The 19105-nt window shown below is 55.3% G+C and carries 14 protein-coding genes; 5 read left to right on the forward strand and 9 right to left on the reverse strand.

Annotated features, from left to right (window positions below; all coding sequences use genetic code 11):
* Positions 1–38 precede the first annotated feature (38 nt).
* Positions 39–1727, forward strand: coding sequence for an alpha-amylase family glycosyl hydrolase (locus CRO33_RS20410; RefSeq protein WP_097119381.1), 1689 nt, complete (start codon positions 39–41; stop codon positions 1725–1727).
* Here CRO33_RS20410 and bioH read toward each other — a convergent pair.
* Positions 1708–2481 carry a pimeloyl-ACP methyl ester esterase BioH gene (gene bioH, locus CRO33_RS20415; RefSeq protein WP_097119382.1) on the reverse strand — a complete coding sequence of 258 codons (774 nt, stop codon included), beginning with the start codon at positions 2479–2481 and terminating at the stop codon, positions 1708–1710. The genes CRO33_RS20410 and bioH overlap by 20 nt on opposite strands.
* A 34-nt stretch (positions 2482–2515) precedes the next feature.
* On the opposite strand from bioH, the gene gntX reads away from it, so the two are divergent.
* Together gntX and nfuA are read left to right on the forward strand one after the other, a co-directional pair.
* Positions 2516–3193: a DNA utilization protein GntX gene (gene gntX, locus CRO33_RS20420; protein ID WP_097119383.1), complete on the forward strand. Its 678-nt coding sequence runs from the start codon at positions 2516–2518 to the stop codon at positions 3191–3193.
* Positions 3194–3251: 58 nt separating this feature from the next.
* The gene (gene nfuA / locus CRO33_RS20425) at positions 3252–3827 is read left to right on the forward strand and encodes a Fe-S biogenesis protein NfuA (protein ID WP_034819678.1); all 576 of its coding nucleotides are present in this window, start codon (positions 3252–3254) and stop codon (positions 3825–3827) included.
* A 37-nt stretch (positions 3828–3864) separates the two neighbouring features.
* Here the strand turns inward: nfuA and malQ are convergent, their stop codons facing one another.
* The 5 genes from malQ to glpE form a co-directional block, all read right to left on the reverse strand.
* On the reverse strand, positions 3865–5910 hold the full coding sequence (gene malQ / locus CRO33_RS20430; protein ID WP_097119384.1) for a 4-alpha-glucanotransferase: 2046 nt from the start codon (positions 5908–5910) through the stop codon (positions 3865–3867).
* 91 nt (positions 5911–6001) lie between these two features.
* Positions 6002–8407 (reverse strand): maltodextrin phosphorylase, encoded by a 2406-nt coding sequence (gene malP / locus CRO33_RS20435; RefSeq protein ID WP_097119385.1) that lies wholly within the window; start codon positions 8405–8407, stop codon positions 6002–6004.
* Between the two features lie 187 nt (positions 8408–8594).
* Positions 8595–9353: a DeoR/GlpR family transcriptional regulator gene (locus CRO33_RS20440; RefSeq protein WP_034819687.1), complete on the reverse strand. Its 759-nt coding sequence runs from the start codon at positions 9351–9353 to the stop codon at positions 8595–8597.
* A 41-nt stretch (positions 9354–9394) separates the two neighbouring features.
* Positions 9395–10219 (reverse strand): rhomboid family intramembrane serine protease GlpG, encoded by an 825-nt coding sequence (gene glpG, locus CRO33_RS20445; RefSeq protein ID WP_034819691.1) that lies wholly within the window; start codon positions 10217–10219, stop codon positions 9395–9397.
* A 32-nt stretch (positions 10220–10251) separates the two neighbouring features.
* Positions 10252–10578, reverse strand: coding sequence for a thiosulfate sulfurtransferase GlpE (gene glpE, locus CRO33_RS20450; RefSeq protein WP_097119386.1), 327 nt, complete (start codon positions 10576–10578; stop codon positions 10252–10254).
* Between the two features lie 228 nt (positions 10579–10806).
* Here glpE and glpD point away from each other — a divergent pair, with 228 nt between their 5' ends.
* Positions 10807–12315: a glycerol-3-phosphate dehydrogenase gene (gene glpD / locus CRO33_RS20455; RefSeq protein ID WP_058960571.1), complete on the forward strand. Its 1509-nt coding sequence runs from the start codon at positions 10807–10809 to the stop codon at positions 12313–12315.
* 99 nt (positions 12316–12414) lie between these two features.
* On the opposite strand, the gene iolE is transcribed toward glpD, so the two are convergent.
* The 3 genes from iolE to iolD all read right to left on the reverse strand — a co-directional run bounded on the left by iolE (position 12415) and on the right by iolD (position 16455).
* The gene (iolE, locus tag CRO33_RS20460) at positions 12415–13311 is read right to left on the reverse strand and encodes a myo-inosose-2 dehydratase (protein ID WP_034819699.1); all 897 of its coding nucleotides are present in this window, start codon (positions 13309–13311) and stop codon (positions 12415–12417) included.
* A 46-nt stretch (positions 13312–13357) separates the two neighbouring features.
* Positions 13358–14371 carry a Gfo/Idh/MocA family protein gene (locus CRO33_RS20465; protein WP_038644253.1) on the reverse strand — a complete coding sequence of 338 codons (1014 nt, stop codon included), beginning with the start codon at positions 14369–14371 and terminating at the stop codon, positions 13358–13360.
* A 149-nt stretch (positions 14372–14520) separates the two neighbouring features.
* Complete coding sequence (gene iolD, locus CRO33_RS20470; protein ID WP_034819705.1) at positions 14521–16455, reverse strand: 3D-(3,5/4)-trihydroxycyclohexane-1,2-dione acylhydrolase (decyclizing); 1935 nt, start codon at positions 16453–16455, stop codon at positions 14521–14523.
* Positions 16456–17002: 547 nt separating this feature from the next.
* On the opposite strand from iolD, the gene CRO33_RS20475 reads away from it, so the two are divergent.
* Complete coding sequence (locus tag CRO33_RS20475; protein ID WP_034819708.1) at positions 17003–18916, forward strand: bifunctional 5-dehydro-2-deoxygluconokinase/5-dehydro-2-deoxyphosphogluconate aldolase; 1914 nt, start codon at positions 17003–17005, stop codon at positions 18914–18916.
* The last annotated feature ends 189 nt before the right edge of the window (positions 18917–19105 follow it).

A 19105-nucleotide genomic window follows, 5' to 3' on the forward strand; every position in this document is an offset into this window, starting at 1 on the left:
GTGTGAAAAAATGACCTTCCGCGTGGCCCAACGATCTGATGGACATAATCAACGCCCTACTTGATGAGATTTACGAAGGCCGCTTCCCCGTCGCCGCACGTGAGCGTCTGCTTTCCCACATTCGTGCAGCGCACGATACCGCTAAACTGCCGCGCAAAGCCCACTGGGACGAGAAGGATGTGGTGCTGATCAGCTACGCCGATCAGTTCCGTGAACCCGATCAGCCCACGCTCGCCAGCTTCTCGCACTTCTATCAGCAGCATCTGCAATCCACTTTCAACCTGGTGCATTTGCTGCCGTTCTTTCCCTATTCTTCCGACGATGGCTTCTCCGTGATTGATTATCACCAGGTGAATCCTCTCTGTGGCGAGTGGCAGCATATTGCGGCGCTGCACAGTGAAACCCGGTTGATGTTCGATTTTGTCTGTAATCATATGTCGGCGCACAGCCAATGGTTCCGCCACTTTTTGGCGCAGGATCCTGGCTGGGATGACTTCTTTATCAGCATGCCACCGGCCACCGATCTCAGCGCCGTGACGCGCCCTCGTACCTCGCCATTACTGACGCCGTTTGAGATGGCTGATGGTGAAACGCGCTTTATCTGGACCACCTTTAGCGCCGACCAAATCGACCTTAACTTTGCCAATCCTGACGTGCTGATTCGCATGGTGGGCGTATTGCTGGATTACCTGAACAAGGGCGCCGATTATGTTCGTCTCGATGCGGTGGGGTATATGTGGAAGACGCCGGGTACAAATTGCATTCACCTGCCGAAAACCCACCAGCTGGTGAAGCTGTTTCGCGCCATTTCCAACGAAGTGGCACCGGGCACAGTGATCGTCACCGAAACTAATGTGCCGCATAAAGACAACATCAGCTATTTTGGTAACGGGCACGATGAAGCGCAGATGGTGTATCAGTTTTCACTGCCGCCGCTGGTGCTCCATGCCATTCATTCAGGATCCGCACGCGCGCTGCGTCAATGGGCCAGCACGCTGGGCACCGGTAACGGCACCACCACGTTCTTCAACTTCCTTGCCTCGCACGATGGCATTGGCCTCAATCCTGCGCGCGGTATTTTGTCTGAAGTGGAGATCGTAGCACTGGTGCGAGATTTGGCGCTGGAAGGGGCGCTGGTGTCTTATAAAAACAATCCCGATGGCACCACCAGCCCTTACGAAATTAACGTCACCTATTTCGATGCTCTCAACCAGCAGAATGATGACGATGACACGCGTCTGCGCCGATTCCTGCTGGCACACGCCATTCTGCTCGCCTTTCCGGGCGTGCCGGCGATCTATATCCAAAGCATTCTGGGATCGCGCAACGACAATGAAGGCGTGCGCGCGGCAGGACACAACCGCGCCATCAATCGCCAGAAATACAGTTTGCGTGAAATGGAACAGTGGATCAGCGGCGATGACCCATTGCGTCAGCAGGTGTATGAACGACTCAGCGCATTGATCCAGCTGCGCACCCGCCAGAGCGCGTTCCACCCGGATAATGCGATGACGCTACTGGAGAGTGAAAATACCGTGCTGATGTTGCGACGACATGCGCCAGGCAGTGATGACGGGCTCTTGTGCGTGTTTAATCTCAGCAGCCGGGAAGTCACCACGCATCTGCCACAGACGCGACATTTCCAGGATGTGATCAGCGGCGAGAAGATCGACGGCAGCCAGCCGATGACACTGGCTGCGTGGCAATTTATGTGGCTGCGTGGATGAACTGCTGCAACTGCTGACAAAACGCATCAGGATGAGAGATAAAGGGAGCGTGGGCGGCCTTCTCCATCACAACCGATGGCGACGCCGGCCAGCGCGCATCGAGCTCCGCCGCAATGCGACGCGGCACCAGGCCGTCGAGTGATCCATAGATACGCATAAACGGCAGCGCAAGATTATCCAGCGCGGTACGCAGATCGTCCTGTCGCAAAATCTCTAACCCACCTTCCAGCACTGCGACCGAAGGCATTGGCTGCGATAGCACCACGTCTTTGAGCTGACGTGCATCCTGGCGCGCATTTTCCGTACCCATGGTTTGCAAGGCCAGGAAACGTTCTACGGTGCGCTGGAAATCATTGCTCAGCTGCTGCTGGAAGCTTTCCAGCGTCTCAGGCTTGATGCCCGGCCAATCCTCGTGCGCGGTAAAACAGGGCGACGACGCCACGCTAATCAGCGCGGTGACACGTTCAGGCTGCATCAGTGCAATCTGGCTGGCAACCAGTCCCCCCAGCGACCAACCGAGCAACACTGCACGCTCAGGAAGTTGCGGAAGCAGCTGTTGAGCCATGTCGGCTAAGGTCAGTGCACCAAATCCCTGGCTGCGGCCAAAGCCGGGCAGATCCACCAGGTGCAGACGAAAATGCGGGCTGAGTCGTGGAACAATGTTCTGCCACACTTCGGCATTCAATCCCCAGCCGTGCAGCAGCACAAGATCGCGATCGCCTGTGCCTGTGGTGTGCCAGTAAAGCGAACTCATCGGTTACACTCCCGAAAAGTGAAAAGAGGCCGCTATGCTATCAATCCCTGCCCTGTGTTGGCTATGCCGCCTGCCATTACAGATTGCCAGACACGGGCTATGCAGCCGCTGTGCGCAACAAATCCCGGCGCTGCCCGCGATCTGCCCCTGCTGTGCACTGCCGGCCAGCGGCACCCGATTGTGCGGCCGCTGTCTGCGTTGTCCACCGCCGTGGCACAGCCTGACTTGCGTGAGTGATTACCTGCCGCCGCTGAGCGATTGGGTCATCCAGCTGAAATTTTCTCGGGCAACCGCACTCAGAGTGATGCTGGCACGACTCCTTTTGTTAAAATTGTTAAATAGTCGCCGCGATAACCTTACGCCGCGCATTGATTTGGTGTTGAGTGTGCCGTTACATCGGCGTCGTGCCTGGCAGCGTGGCTATAATCAGGCTGAGCTGCTGGCAAAACCGCTGGCACACTGGCTAGGTTGTGAATATCGTGCGGGGGTGCGCCGCAGACGGCGGGGCTTGGTCCAGCATGCGTTGCGCGCTTCGGCGCGGAAAAAGAATCTGCGCGGGGCCTTTTCCCTTGAAATGCCGGTGCGCGGACGCCATATCCTGCTCATCGACGATGTGGTTACCACCGGAAGCACGGTGGCAGAAATCAGCCGCATTTTGCTGGCGCAAGGCGCGGCCAGCGTGCATATTGGCTGCCTGTGCCGTACCTTGTAGAGCGTCGGCGTTGGGCGTATTATAACCAAGTAATTTAGTCAACTATTGAGCAATCGCCATGATCGTTATTACTGATGCTGCGCAAGAGCACTTCTCAAAATTGCTGTCAAAACAAGAAGATGGCACACAAATTCGCGTATTCGTCATTAATCCGGGTACGCCAACCGCGGAATGCGGTGTTTCTTACTGCCCACCCGATGCAGTAGAAGCCACTGATACTGAAATGAAGTTCGAAAAGCTGTCAGCCTATGTTGATGAGTTGAGCGCGCCTTATCTGGAAGATGCTGAGATCGATTTTGTCACCGATAACCTCGGTTCCCAGCTGACGCTGAAAGCGCCAAACGCCAAGATGCGTAAAGTGTCTGATGATGCGCCAATGGTTGAGCGCGTGGAGTATCTGCTGCAAGCGCAGATCAACCCACAGCTGGCGGGTCACGGTGGTCGTGTATCCCTGATGGAAATCACCGATGACGGTTACGCGATTCTGCAGTTTGGCGGCGGCTGTAACGGCTGTTCAATGATCGACGTCACGCTGAAAGATGGCATCGAGAAAGAGTTGCTGGCAGCGTTCCCTGAGCTGAAAGGTGTGCGTGACCTCACTGAACACCAGCGCGGCGAGCACTCTTACTATTGATTTTCTTGCGGCAGCGCACCCGCGCTGCCGCAGATTTCTACCTCGCTTTGCGTCCGTCATTCACCACTTTCAGAACTTGCTTCACGGCTTTGTCGGCAAACATCTCTTCCAGCGTGACACATAACTTGCGCTGCCAGTTGGGATACTCATCCACTGTGCCAGGCACGTTGACCGGCATTGTCATGCCGAGCCAATCTTCCGGCTGCAATCCCAGTAATGCGCTCTCCGTGCGGGCCAGGTAACGGTGCATCGCCACATTGATCGCCGGCGTCAGCGGTTGCTTCAACGCAGGTTGACGACTGCGAGCTGGCATGGCCCCCGCCTGCTGTAAGGCGTCCAGCAAAGCCTGCTTTTGTGCTGTGCGCTGTTGTTGCAGGGAGTGCAGCACGCTATCGCGATACATGCCAAGCTTTTCACCCAATGCCAAATCTTCCGCCTGCCAGAATCCGCTCAACGTGGGCAAATCATGAGTACTGGCACTGGCAATCGACTGTCGAGGATAAGCCGCAGGCTGGCGGTAGCGGCCATCGCGCTCCTGTTCGAAGAACAGCACTTTCCACGAGAAAATGCCGTGGCTGCGCATCATGCGAACGATGATCGGCGGCACAATGCCCAGATCCTCGCCGATCACCATGCAGCAATGGCGCTGACTTTCCAGCGCCAGAATCGCCATCAAATCGTCCACCGGATATGACACATAGGCGCCTTTGTCTGCTGTCTCGCCATACGGAATCCACCACAGCCGCAATAACGCCATCACGTGATCGATACGCAACGCGCCACAATCACGCATATTGGCGCGCAATAAATCGATAAAAGGCTGATAGCCGCGCGCGCGCATCTCATGCGGATCAAGCGGCGGCAACGCCCAGTTTTGCCCCAATGGCCCCAGGCGATCCGGCGGTGCCCCCACCGAAGCACCCAGCTTATACAACTGCGGGTCCTGCCAGGTTTCTGCGCTGTGCTGCGCCACACCGACCGCCAAATCCCGGTACAATCCCACCGTCATGCCGAGCTGCTGGCTACGCTGCCAGCAGGCGGCAAATTGCTGCTGCGCCAGCCACTGCAACCAACACCAGAATTGAATCTCGTCCTCATGTGCAGCACACCACTGCTGAACTTCTGGCTGATGGGCATTGCGCCAGGTTTCCGGCCACGATGCCCACCCCCACTCCTTCTCCTGCTGAGCGCTGCGTTCTGCCAGAATGCCGTCAAACGCCGCCTGATAGCGCAGATGATCGCCACCCTCGGCGACAAATTGCAGGAATTCCTGCTCAGGCTGATAATGCTGCCAGGACAGGCGTAGCGCGGTGATTTTCAACTCAGCCACCGCTCGATAATCGATAAAGTCAGTGGCGCGAGCGGCTTGCACAGCCTTGCGCGTTTTGGCGAGTTTCCACCAGCGCTGTGCTTCAGCGCTTTGAGCGAATGCCGCCACCTGATTAACGTCGATATACAGCATATTCAGCCAGCGACGCGAGGTGGGGCTATAAGGGCTGGCGTGGTCAGGCTGCGCAGGATAAAGCGCGTGTAGCGGGTTGAGGCCAACAAAATCGCCTCCGTGAGCGGCGATCTGCTCCAGCATTTGCGCAAGATCGCCAAAATCACCGATCCCCCAATTGCGGTCGGATCGCAGCGTATAAAGCTGTACCAGCGCTCCCCAGCGTTTGTCGCCTTGCGCTAGCGGTTCGGATAAATAGCAGCGACGTGGCGCGATAATAATGCGCGAGTGCCACTGCTGACGTCCTTGCTGTAAGGTCAAACGGTGATACCCCTGCGCCAGACGCGGCGGCAATGTGAAGGTCTCGCCTGCCTGAAGCGTGCCGCTGTAAGTTTTGCCCCGTTCGGTCTCAAGCTGCCAGCTAAATTCGCCTTTGCCCTGCGGGCAACACTGACGCGGACGGCGCGGAGTGAAAACCAGCACCGGTGGCAGTGGTGGCGTTTTACCTTCCGGCGTATTCATCACCGCCAGCAGTGCACGTTTGGTGTCGTCGCTAATGCGCACCCGCTCACCGTTCGCATTGGTAAAATCTACCGCAATACCCGCTTCCTGCGCGGCCCGATCCAGTTTGCTGAACGTCATCACGTCTCCTTAGGTGCAGTGCGTATCAATACGTATCCGACGAAAACCTTATCGAAACCATGTCGAGCGGCCATCAATAGCGAGCTGGAAATCAGCGCGCGGCCTGCCAGATGCGTTGCTGGTAATCGCGAATCGAACGATCGGAACTGAATCGCCCGGTGCGCGCGGTGTTGAGAATCGCCGCTTTAGTCCAGGCTTCCGGGTTCTTCCACAAGGCTTCAACCTGTTGCTGCGCGTCGAGATACGCCTCGAAATCGGCCAGCACCAGCCAGGGATCGCCACCTTTGGTCAGGCTGGTGAGCAGCATATCGAATGCCTGCTTATCACCTTCGCTGAACTTGCCCTTCTCCAGATCTTTCAACAATCCATCCAGATACTTATTTTGCTTGCGCAGTTTTTTCGGGCTGTAACCGTTGGCTTTGAGCGCCTTAACCTCATCCACGGTATTGCCGAAGATAAAGATGTTCTTCTCGCCCACCGCTTCGGCGATTTCAACGTTCGCACCATCCAGCGTGCCAATGGTCAGCGCGCCGTTCAGCGCCAGCTTCATATTCCCGGTGCCGGACGCTTCATAACCGGCAGTCGAGATTTGCTCCGAGAGATCGGCTGCCGGAATCATCAACTCGGCGGCGGTAATGCGATAGTCAGGGATAAACACGACTTTTAACCGATCGCCGACTTTCGGGTCGTTATTGATCACCTCGGCCACTTTGTTAATGGCGTAGATGATGTTCTTGGCAAGGTAGTAGCCCGGCGCGGCCTTGGCACCGAACAGGAATACGCGCGGCACAAAGTCGGGGTTATCAGGATTGTCCCGCAGCTGACGATAGCAGTGCAGCATATGCAGCAGGCTGAGGTGCTGACGTTTGTACTCGTGTAGCCGCTTAATCTGCACATCGAACAGCGCATCAGGATTCACATCAATGCCGGTCACGCGTTTGATGTATACGGTCAGGCGCAGCTTGTTCTGCTGCTTGATGGTGCGGAACTGCTGACGGAAAGCTTTTTTACGCGCATAGGGCGCCAGCCACTCCAGCGCATCCAGATCGTTGGCCCACTCCACCTGCAACGTTTCATCAATCAGGTTCGACAGCAGCGGATTGCACTGCTTCAACCAGCGGCGCGGCGTGATGCCATTGGTCACATTATGGAATTTGTTTGGCCACAGAAGGTGGTATTCCGGGAACAGATCCTTGACCACCAGCTCAGAGTGCAGCGCAGCCACGCCATTCACGGCGAAACAGCTCACCACACACAGGTTCGCCATACGCACCTGTCCATCAGCTACCACCGCCAGCTTTTGCCATGTCGCGCTATCGCCGGGCCACTGCTTCTTGACGATTTTTTTCAGACGCTGGTTAATTTCGCGGATGATCAGCATATGGCGCGGCAGCAGATCGCCCACCAGCGACTCATCCCAACGCTCCAGCGCTTCCGGCATCAAGGTGTGATTGGTATAGGCGAAAACGCGGCTGGTGATGTGCCAGGCTTCATCCCAACTCAACTGATGCTCATCCAGCAGGATACGCAGCATCTCCGGGATGGCGATAGTGGGATGCGTGTCGTTGAGCTGGATGACTTCAAAATCGGGCAAGGTGTGGATCGAGCGCCCGGCAAGATGGTGGCGGCGCAGAATATCGCCCACCGCACACGCGCACTGGAAATATTGCTGAATCAGGCGCAGGCGTTTACCTTCTGCGTGATTATCGTTGGGATACAGCACCTTGGTGAGTTTGTCAGCATCAATGCCGGGCTGTTCGGCCTGCAGGAACTTGCCATCATTGAACAGGGTGAGATCGAACGGATGCACGCTGCTGGCTTGCCACAAACGTAACGGCAGCGTCACACCATTACGGTAGCCGACAACCGGCAAATCCCAGGCTTCACCTTTAACCTGAAATTTAGGTCGCCACTGTAGCGAGCCATCGCTGTTTTTCTTCACTTTGCCGCCGATGCCAACCTGCACATCCTGTGCGGCGTTATGGCGAAACCACGGATAACTGTTGCGCTGCCAGTCGTCTGGCGCCTCTTTTTGCTGGCCATCGTCAAAGGTCTGGCGGAACAAACCGTACTGATAATTAAGGCCATGTCCCATCGCGGCCTGCCCGACAGTGGCCATCGAGTCCATGTAACACGCGGCCAGGCGCCCCAATCCACCGTTGCCAAGCGCCGGATCCACCTCTTCCTCCAGCAACTCACTGAGTTCTACCTGATGCGCGGCCAGCGCTTCCTTCACCTCGTCGTACCAACCCAGATTCAGCAAGTTGTTGCCGGTCAGGCGGCCGATAAGAAACTCCATCGACAGATAGTTCACATGGCGTTGGCCTGCGCGCGGTGTGGCGGGCGGCTGCGTGGCGAGCATCTCGGTCAGCACACGGCTTAATGCCTGCCACCACTGATGCGGTGTCATTTGCTGGGCGGAGGTGAGTCCAAGGTGCTGCCATTGGCGGGTAAGTGCGGCGTCGAAACGTGTTTTATTAAATTTTTGCTGCGACATATCAATCCCTTCGAGTCCGTTAACGGTAAAGACGGGCGAGCGCATAACCAGAAAGGATAAGTAAAGCCGGGGGCGAAGAAAAAAGCGACAGGGAAATGCGGATGGAGGGAAAAAAAGTGGATTTACGCGTGGCGCGCAACCTGATGCCATTCTGCGGGCGGCATAGCAACCGCCCCGACAGGATGGATTAGCAGAGTTCGAGATGGACTTCGTGTTGCTCAATCACCTTCAGCACGCTGGCAGGCGGCGTCTGATCGGTATACATGTAGTCAATCAGGCTCATATTCCCCAGGTTCACCATCGCATTACGGCCAAATTTCGAATGGTCCACCACCAACATCACGCAGCGTGAGTTTTCGATTATCGCGCGTTTGGTGCGGACTTCGTGGTAATCGAACTCCAGCAGTGAGCCATCCATATCGATGCCGCTGATGCCGAGAATGCCGTAATCGAGGCGAAACTGGGAGATGAAATCCAGCGTCGCTTCACCCATGATGCCGCCATCCCGCGTACGCACTTCGCCGCCAGCGATGATGACGCGGAAATCCGGCTTCGCCATCAGCAAAATCGCCACATTGAGGTTGTTGGTCACCACGCGCAGATTGTTGTGATTCAGCAACGCATGCGCCACCGCTTCCGGCGTAGTGCCGATATCGATAAACAACGTGGCACCATCCGGGATCTGGCTCGCCACACGCTCGGCGATGCGCGCTTTTTCCGCTGACCACATCATTTTGCGGTCCTGCCATGCGGTGTTTTCAGAGCTGGAAGGCAGCGCCGCGCCGCCGTGATGACGCTGAATTTTATTCTGATCGGCCAGATCGTTCAGGTCACGCCGAATGGTTTGCGGGCTCACCTCAAAGTGATCCACCAGCTCTTCCGTACTGACATATCCCTGGCGTCGCACCAAATCGATAATGGCGTCATGACGTTGCGTCTGCTTCACATCTCTCTCCTCGGCTCAGAGCCGTTTTCTTTTTATACCTGCTACCGACGAGCCACATTGCGCGTATCGACAAACGCCATGGCCAGGCCGACCAGCAAGCCGGTGACATGTGCAGCGTTAGCAATCGACAGCCCAAAAGCGCCGTACCAGCCAATAATCAGCCATACAATAGCGAAGCCCATCAGACCACGCTCCAGATAAATGCCACTTTCGGGATCGCGCTCGCCACGCAGCCAGCAATAACCCATCAGCGCATACACCACGCCCGATAGTCCGCCGAACAGCACACCGCTGAATTTGGCCTGCATCCAGCCGCTCAACAGCGCGGAAATGAGCATAATCACAAACAGCTTACCGCTGCCAATACGCTTTTCCACTGCGCCACCGAGATACCACCACCACATCAGATTGAACAGGATGTGCAGCAGTGAGAAGTGCAACAACGCATGGCTAAACCAGCGCCACACCTGGAAATACTGTGAGGAGTCAGCAGGCCACGCCAGCCAATCCAGCGCCACATCATCGCCAACAATCTGCATCATGATAAACACCGCCACGCAGGCGATCATGATCGTCATGGTGAGCGGACCTGCGCGTTCACGAATATTCGCCCAGATGTTGCTGCGTTCATAGCGCAAGCCACTTTCGGTACTGCCTGTGTGCCAGCTGGCGGCCTGATAGCGCGGATGATTAGGGTCGCGTACGAACTGGGCAAGTTCGTTTTCAACCATCTCCAGTCTGCCTTCATCATCCAGCATAATGACATAGTGGCTTTCGCGCTCAATTCGCAGCGTGACGCCGCGCGTTGCCATGTAATCCACAAACGCCTGCGCCATACGTGGGTTGTTGAACTGTGTGATGCGCATCGTGCGGGTTCTCCTTCCTTTGTGTGATCGTCTCAGACGCTGCCAGTATCTACCTGCGAGGGGAACACGGCGCGCCAGGCGTCAAAACCGCCATCGATGCTATACGCGGCATTGAATCCCTGCCCTAACAGGAACTGTGCTGCACCTTTGCTGCTGTTGCCGTGATAGCACATCACCAGCACCGGCAGCTCATGATTCGCCTGCGCGATAAAGTCCGCCAGATTGTCGTTCGACAGATGTAACGAGCCTATCGCGTGGCCCATGGCATAGCTTTGTGGGTCGCGAATGTCCACCAGCTGCGCGCCTTGTGCCAGGTGCTCGTTAGCCTGCTGAACCGAAATACATTCGAAGTTTTCCATGGTGTCTCTCATAAGGTCGTCACAATTAGCGCCTAGTTTAACCTGAGAATCCGTCGCGATAACCTGACAAAAGTTATGGCTATGGATTTTTTTTCCTGCAGGAATGTTAGCTATATCACGCAAAAATGTTTTTATTGAGTTAAGCGCTGGCATCAATGTTGGTTTCCGATTATTATTACGCTCGAAAACGAACATTTTAGAACTATTCCGAACATCGGAGGAGATGACGTGGAAACCAAAGACCTGATCGTGATCGGCGGCGGCATTAACGGAGCCGGCATTGCAGTGGACGCTGCAGGACGCGGACTGTCAGTGCTGATGCTGGAGGCGCGGGATTTGGCCTGTGCAACCTCCTCCAACAGCTCTAAATTAATCCACGGTGGCCTGCGCTACCTGGAACATTACGAATTCCGTCTGGTGGGCGAAGCGCTGGCTGAACGTGAAGTGCTGCTGAAAATGGCACCGCACATTGCCTTCCCAATGCGCTTCCGCTTGCCACATCGCCCGCATCTGCGTCCGGCGTGGATGATTCGCCTTGGCCTGTTTATGTACGACCGTCTGGGTAAACGCACCACTTTACCGGGCAGTAAAGGCCTGCGTTTTGGCGCGGAATCGGCCCTTAAGCCTGAGATCACGCGCGGATTCGAATATTCTGACTGCTGGGTGGATGATGCGCGTATGGTCGTGCTCAACGCGCAGGAAGTGGTGAAACAGGGCGGCGAAGTGCGCACCCGCACCCGCGTGACCCGTGCATGGCGTGAGAGTGGCCTGTGGATGGTGGAAGCGGAAGATATTGATACCGGCAAAACCTTCACGTGGCGTGCCAAAGGCCTGGTCAATGCCGCTGGACCTTGGGTAAAAGAATTCTTTGATGATGGCCTGAAGCTGAAATCGCCGTACGGTATTCGCCTGATCAAAGGCAGCCACATTGTGGTGCCGCGCGTACACCGTGAAAAGCAGGCTTATATCCTGCAGAACGAAGATAACCGTATCGTGTTTGTGATTCCGTGGATGGACGAGTTCTCTATCATCGGTACGACGGATGTGGAGTACAAAGGCGATCCGAAAGACGTGAAGATCGATGACAACGAAATCAGCTATCTGCTGAAAGTGTTTAACGGACACTTCAAACAGCAGCTGAGCAAAGATGACATCGTCTGGACTTATTCTGGTGTGCGTCCGCTGTGTGATGACGAATCGGATTCACCGCAGGCCATCACCCGTGATTACACGCTGGATGTGCATGACGACAATGGCCAGGCGCCGCTGCTGTCGGTGTTTGGCGGTAAGCTCACCACCTATCGTAAGCTGGCAGAGCACGCGCTGGAAAAACTGGCGAAGTACTATCCCAACGCCGGCCCAGCCTGGACTAAATCAGCAGTACTGCCAGGCGGTGATTTCTCTGGCACCCGTGAAGATTACGCCGCAGGTCTGCGTCGTCGTTATCCGTTTATCAGCGAAGGCATGGCGCGCCACTTTGCCCGTACCTACGGTAGCCGCACCGAAGAACTGCTGGCAGGCGCAAGCAGTCTGGCGGATCTGGGCGAGAACTTCGGTCACGAGTTTTATGAAGCTGAATTGCGCTACCTGGTGAAAAATGAATGGGTGCGCGAACTGGATGACGCAATCTGGCGTCGTACCAAACAAGGTATGTGGCTGACAGAAGCCGAGCAGGCACGCATTCGTGAGTGGCTGGCGGTCAACGGTCAGAAACCGGCGCTGTCGCTGGCTTCATAATCCAGGCCAAATAGAAAGGCCGTTATCCTGTAAGGGATAACGGCCTTTTTTATTGTGTCTGATGGTCAAAAGAGCGCGATAAATCGCGCATCATTGAACTTATAAGCCGGTATTCTCGCGAATATATTTACGCGCTTTCACCGCATATTCGAACGGATTGGCCAGCGCCGGATCCTGCTCCGCTTCCACCACCATCCAGCCTTTGTAACCGTAATCGTCGAGGATTTTGAACACCGGTTTGAAATCAATCACGCCGTCGCCCGGCACGGTGAAGGTGCCTTTCTTCACGCCATCGAGGAACGACAGTGATTTTTCACGCACTTCAGCCACCACGCTGTCACGCACATCTTTCAGGTGCACGTGGAAAATACGTGGCAGATATTTGGTCAGCACATCCAGCATCGCCTGCTGTGAGCCTTCGGAGTAGTAGATGTGGCCAGTGTCATACAGCAGGCCGACATTCTGATTGGTTGATTCCATAAAGCGATCGATTTCCGCTGGGGTCTGAATGCCGGTCCCCATGTGATGGTGCAGCGTTACGCGCATGCCCTTCTTCGCCGCGATCTCAGCCAACTCGTTGTAGCCTTCCGCTGTCAGACGCCACTCTTCATCGGTGAAGATCGGCTTCTGCTCCAGCACTGCCAGTGTGGTGCCCTGAATGCTTTTACTCTGCTCAGAGCAACCAATCACGCGCGCGCCCATGGCGTGCAGGAAGTTCATGTGCTGGGTGAACTCGTCGATGGTTTTCGCCTTGTCGCCGTTGGCGAAGAAGGTGCTGAACCAGGCATTGCAGATCTGAATACCGCGAATTTCCAGCATCGGTTTCAGCACTGCCGGATCTTTCGGATATTTGCTGCCGACTTCACTGCCGGTAAAGCCTGCCAGCGCCATTTCACTGACGGTCTGCTGGAAGGTGTTTTCGCTGCCCAGTTCTGGCATGTCATCGTTGGTCCAGCCGATTGGCGCAATCGCCAGTTTTACATTGTCTTTGTTCATTTCAATTCCCTGATTCTGAGAGAGAAGTGTTAGCGCACAGGCTCAGTTATTTGGCGTAAAAGTCTGGACGCGCTGGCATGGTCACCGGCTCGATAGCGCCGCTGTTCTGGGCTTTATGGCAGGCATCCGCCGCAACGGAGGCAGCAAAACCATCCCAGGCGGAAGGCCCGGTCAACTTGCCCGCTGTGGCGTCATTGATGAAAGCTTGCAGCTCAACGTCGTAAGCCTCGATAAAACGGTCTTTCCAGTCAGTGAGCAACGCATTGCCGAGACGCGCGTTTTTACGCATCTGAATAGATGAAGGCTCAGGCAGTTTGGCAATGCCCTCTTCGCCCACCACTTCACACTGAATGTCGTAGCCGTATGCGCAGTTCACGAAGATCTCGACATCAATACGAATGCCCTTCTGGGTTTCGAACAGCACGATTTGCGGATCTTTCAATTTGGCATGGCTCTTCGAGGTGGAACGCGGGAACACCACCTGCACCGATTTATAATCGTCTTCGGTCAACCAGCGCAGCACGTCCAGCTCGTGAATCAGGGTGTTGGTGATTGCCATATCGGTGGTGTAATTTTCCCCCACGCTCTGGTTGCGGTGCGCACAGTGCAGCATCAGCGGCTCGCCGATTTCACCGTCAGTGATCACTTTCTTCAACGCGCGATAGCCTGAATCGTACGGACGCATAAAGCCCACCTGCACCAGGCGTTTACCGTGTTTGATTTCGGCATCAACGATGCGACGGCAGCCTTCGGCGCTCATCGCCAGCGGCTTCTCGCAGAACACGGGCTTGCCAGCAGCAATGGCGGCAAGGGTGAATTCTTCGTGGGTCGGATCCCATGATGTCACCAGAATGGCATCCACCTCCGGCGAGTTAATCACCTGATGACCATCCTGATACACCTCAGCTTCGATATTCAAACGCTGCAGCGCCGCGCGGGCCCCTTCCACGTTGATATCTGAAACCGCCACCACTTTCGCGCCCTGCAACACATTGTTGCAGCGACGAATGTGATCCTGACCAATTGCACCGGTACCAATTACACCGAGTTTGAGCGTCATAATTACACCTGTAGAGTCGGATAAGTATGCCCTTCATATTTCAAGATGCAGGTGCGTTGGCTGCTCTCGTTGGCCGCCTTCCTGATTCTCGAATTATTTGGGGGACATAGGGTTAAACAAGGCCGGCGAACGCCGGCCTAAAAAGGGTGTTAGTACTTACGTGCTTGTTCGATATGCACGTTAAGTTTGTCGGCCACTTCCTGCGTGCGTTCAGACGTTGAAGTCTGAGCCACACCAACGTGCCACCAGCTGAAATATTTGTGAATCATGGTTTTTGGCAGCACTTTGATGTCGAACAGCACTGAAACGGTCTGTTTCTGCGCGTCAATCAGTGCAGCTTCCAACTGTTCCAGCGTGGTAATGCGATAGGTTTTGCAACCGTAACCGCCCGCAATCGCCGCGAAATCGACCGGAATAAAGCCGCCATCCAGCTTGCCGCCTTCCGGGTTGCGGAAACGGAACTCGGTGGTGAAGCTGTCCATGCCGTGTTCCATCTGTAGGTTGTTAATACAGCCGTTGGTCATGTTATCCAGCAGCACCACGTTGATTTTCGCGCCTTCCTGAATCGAGGTGACCAGCTCGGAGTGCAACATCATGAACGAGCCATCACCCACCATCACATAGACTTCACGCTGCGGCTGGGCCAGCTTCACGCCCAACGCGGCATTGACTTCGTAGCCCATACAGGAATAGCCGTATTCAACGTGGTACGAGTTGTAATCTTTGGTGCGCCACATGCGTTGCAGGTCGCCCGGCAGACTGCCCGCTGCCGCGACAATCACTGCATCCTTTGGGAGCTGCTCGTTTAAGGTTCCCAGCACGCTGCTCTGCGTCAGCACTGACTGCGTCAGGCGCTCAAACTCAGTAAACAGCGCTTCACGGTCAATGTGATCGGCGATTTCGGGAATAAAATCGTCGGTGTTATAAGTGGCGGCATACACACGCTGCGTCTCTTTCAGTAGCTTGCTTTGTGCCTGCTCAACCTGACCGCCCCAGTGGTTCTCAAAGCCTTTCAGTCCGCTTTCCAGTGCGGTCAAACCTTCGCGAGCATCCGCTAACAGCTGCACTGCATCGAGCTTGTAGCTGTCGAAATTGCTGACGTTGATGTTGAGGTAGCTCACTTCAGGATTCTGGAAAATCCATTTCGAAGCGGTGGTGAAATCGGTGTAGCGCGTGCCGATCCCGATCACCAGGTCGGCTTCTTTCGCCAACAGGTTAGCTGCCAGGCAGCCCGTTTCGCCGACGCCACCCACATTCAGCGGATGATCAGAAACAATGGTGCCTTTACCGGCCTGTGTTTCCGCAAACGGAATGTTAAAGCGTTCCGCGAATTTCAGCAGCGCGGCACCGGCATCGGAATATTTCAGACCGCCACCCACGATAATCAGCGGCTTGTGTTTACGCGCAATCAGCGACAGCGCATCTTCCAACTGAGCAGCTGTCGGCAGACGGCGATCCAGACGGTGCACACGTTTCTGGAAGAAATATTCCGGGAAGTCCCAGGCCTCACCCTGCACGTCTTGCGGCAGCGCGATGGTCACGGCACCGGTTTCCGCCGGATCGGTCAGCACACGCAAGGCATTAATACAGGCAGTCATCAGCTGTTCAGGACGGCTAACGCGGTCCCAGTATTTGCTCACCGCGCGGAAGGCATCATTGGTACTGATGCTGAGATCGTGGCTCTGCTCGATCTGCTGCAAAACGGGATCGGGCTGACGCGTGGCGAACACATCGCCCGGCAGCAGCAGTAAAGGAATGCGGTTCGCGGTCGCCGTAGCAGCTGCGGTGATCATGTTCGCCGCGCCCGGTCCCACTGAAGAGGTACAGGCAATAATCTGACGACGCAGCGACTGCTTGGCGAAACCAATCGCCGCATGCGCCATGCCCTGTTCATTACGACCCTGATGCACCACCAGATCGCCGCTGTCCTGCTCCAGCGCTTGCCCCAGTCCCAGCACGTTACCGTGGCCAAAAATGGCAAAAATGCCTTTCACAAATTTGGTTTCAACGCCGTCAACGTTCAGATACTGGTTATCAAGAAATTTCACCAGCGCCTGTGCCGTGGTAAGTCTGATTGTGCCCATATGCTTCTTCCTTTACATGCTGGTACCTGACGTGAGGTACAACGCGGTTCGGGTTTTCGCTGCCGTGACGGCACCCGCGGATAAGTGAAACGTGTGGCGATTATAAACAAATATTTTTTTCATTAAACGTAATTACAGAAGAAACATTTCATTTTGCGATGGAGATCAAATTCAGCGATGAAACGTTGCCAGCGAAGGCCGTTGCAGGGGAAAAAGTGAAATGACAAAATAGCATTTTAACAAGATAGCGAAATTTCATTTCACTTCAGTAGCTTCCTTTATTCACAGCCATTTTCCTGCGACCTGGCTCACAAGCCATAGCATCAGTGAAACCGATGCTAAACAGCATGCCGTGATAGCGCATTGTGCAGAGTTTTACCTCGGTCACAAAATCGCGACGGATGTTTCATTTCATATTGTATTTGGAATTTTTATTCCTCATACTGCCACCATAGCCAATCAGGCACCTTGAGAACCCGGAAGCATAGCGCTTGATGTTGGGCGTTTTCGCCCCAGTGTCTGCTTATCACAGAAGGAAACCACAGGTATGAGTACACAACAGAAGCGGCTTGATGTGATTTGTATCGGACGCATCGCCGTCGACCTCTACGGTCAGCAAATCGGATCACGTCTGGAAGATATGACCAGCTTTAATAAATATCTGGGCGGTTCTTCCGGTAACGTGGCCTATGGAACAGCCATTCAGGGCCTGAAATCAGCCATGCTGGCGCGCGTAGGGGATGAACATAACGGCCGCTTTCTGCGAGAAGAATTGCAGCGCGTGGGTTGTAACACCGATGGGCTGATCACCGATAAAAACCGCCTGACCGGCCTGGTGATCCTCGGTATTAAAGATGAGGATACCTTCCCACTGATCTTCTACCGCGACAACTGTGCCGATATGGGCCTGGTGCCGGATGACATTAAAGAGGAATTCATCACCTCTTCTCGCGCTGTCGCGGTCACCGGGACGCATCTTTCACATCCGCAAACCCGCGCGGCAGTACTGAAAGCGTTGGATATCGCCAAGCGAAATGGTCTGCGCACCGCACTGGATATCGATTATCGTCCGGTGCTGTGGGGGCTGACGTCACTGGGCGATGGCGAAACGCGTTTCGTTGAATCCGGTGAAGTCACGAAACAACTGCAGGAAGTGCTGCACTATTTCGATTTGGTGGTAGGAACGGAAGAAGAGTTCCATATTGCCGGCGGCAGTACGGATACGCTGACAGCACTGAAAAATGTGCGCCAGGCAAGTAAAGCCACGCTGGTCTGTAAACGTGGACCGCTGGGGTGCGTGGTGTTTGAAGGTGATATCCCGGACAGCTGGGAGCAGACAAAATTGCAAACCGGCGTTCGCGTTGAAGTCCTGAACGTGCTGGGTGCAGGCGATGCCTTTATGTCTGGCCTGCTGCGCGGCTGGCTGAATGATGAAAGCTGGGAACAGGCTTGCCGCTACGCCAACGCCTGTGGTGCGCTGGTGGTTTCACGCCATGGTTGCGCGCCGGCGATGCCAACCAAAGAAGAGCTGGACGATTTCCTCGGTCGCGACAAAGACGTAAAACGCCCGGATCTGGATGCGCGTCTCAACCATCTGCACCGCGTCACCACGCGTAAACAACAGTGGCCAGAACTCAATGTGTTCGCGTTCGACCATCGCAAACAGCTGGCCGATATGGCCCGTGAAGCAGGCGTCAGTGAAGATAAGATCCCACAGTTGAAACTGCTGCTGTTGCAGGCGGCGCAGGAAGCGGCCAATGAAGCAGGCTTAAATGAGAAGAGTGGGATTCTGGCGGATACCACCTACGGCCAGAAAGCACTGAACGCGATTACCGGTAAAAACTGGTGGATTGGCCGTCCGATCGAACTGCCAAGCTCGCGTCCCCTGCGTCTGGAGCACGGTAACATCGGCTCGCAACTGGTCGACTGGCCAGCAGAGCACGTGGTGAAATGCCTGGTGTTCTACCATCCGCACGACAGCGCCGAGCTGCGTAAAGAGCAGGATGAACTAGTACTTGATGTGTGGAACGGCTGTAACAAGAGCGGGCATGAGCTGCTGCTGGAACTGATTCTGCCGGAGAGCAATCCGGACCGTAATGAATCGTACTATTACGACATGCTGAGCCACTTCTATAGCCTGGGCATTCAGCCGGACTGGTGGAAACTGCCACCGCTGTCGGCAGAGAGCTGGCAGGCTATCAGCGGGTTGATCGAACAGAACGATCCCCACTGCCGCGGCATTCTGCTGCTCGGCCTTGATGCGCCGGAAGAGACGCTGAAAGCCGGTTTCGCCGCTGCAGCGCAGGCACCGTGGGTCAAAGGCTTCGCCGTCGGCCGTACCATCTTCGGTCAACCGTCACGTCAGTGGCTCAACGGCGAGCTGGATGACAAAGCGCTGATTGAAACGGTGAAAGGCAACTATCTGCGACTGATTGGTTACTGGCGCGCCGCGCGTGGCTGATTGGCGTTAAAGCAGTACCAAAGCGGCTCATTAGGGCCGCTTTTTTTATGGGCATCAGCACTGCCGCTAATCACTTCTTTTTGTGAGGCATTTCATAAACCGATGAAATAAGCGTCACGATAGCGTCAAACAAATGAAATTTTCCATCCATCTGGTACTATAGCGCTCATTATCCAGCCATATTTTCAT

Origin of the sequence: Pantoea sp. GL120224-02 (assembly GCF_900215395.1) — a bacterium.
Classification (GTDB): Bacteria; Pseudomonadota; Gammaproteobacteria; order Enterobacterales; family Enterobacteriaceae; genus Pantoea; species Pantoea communis.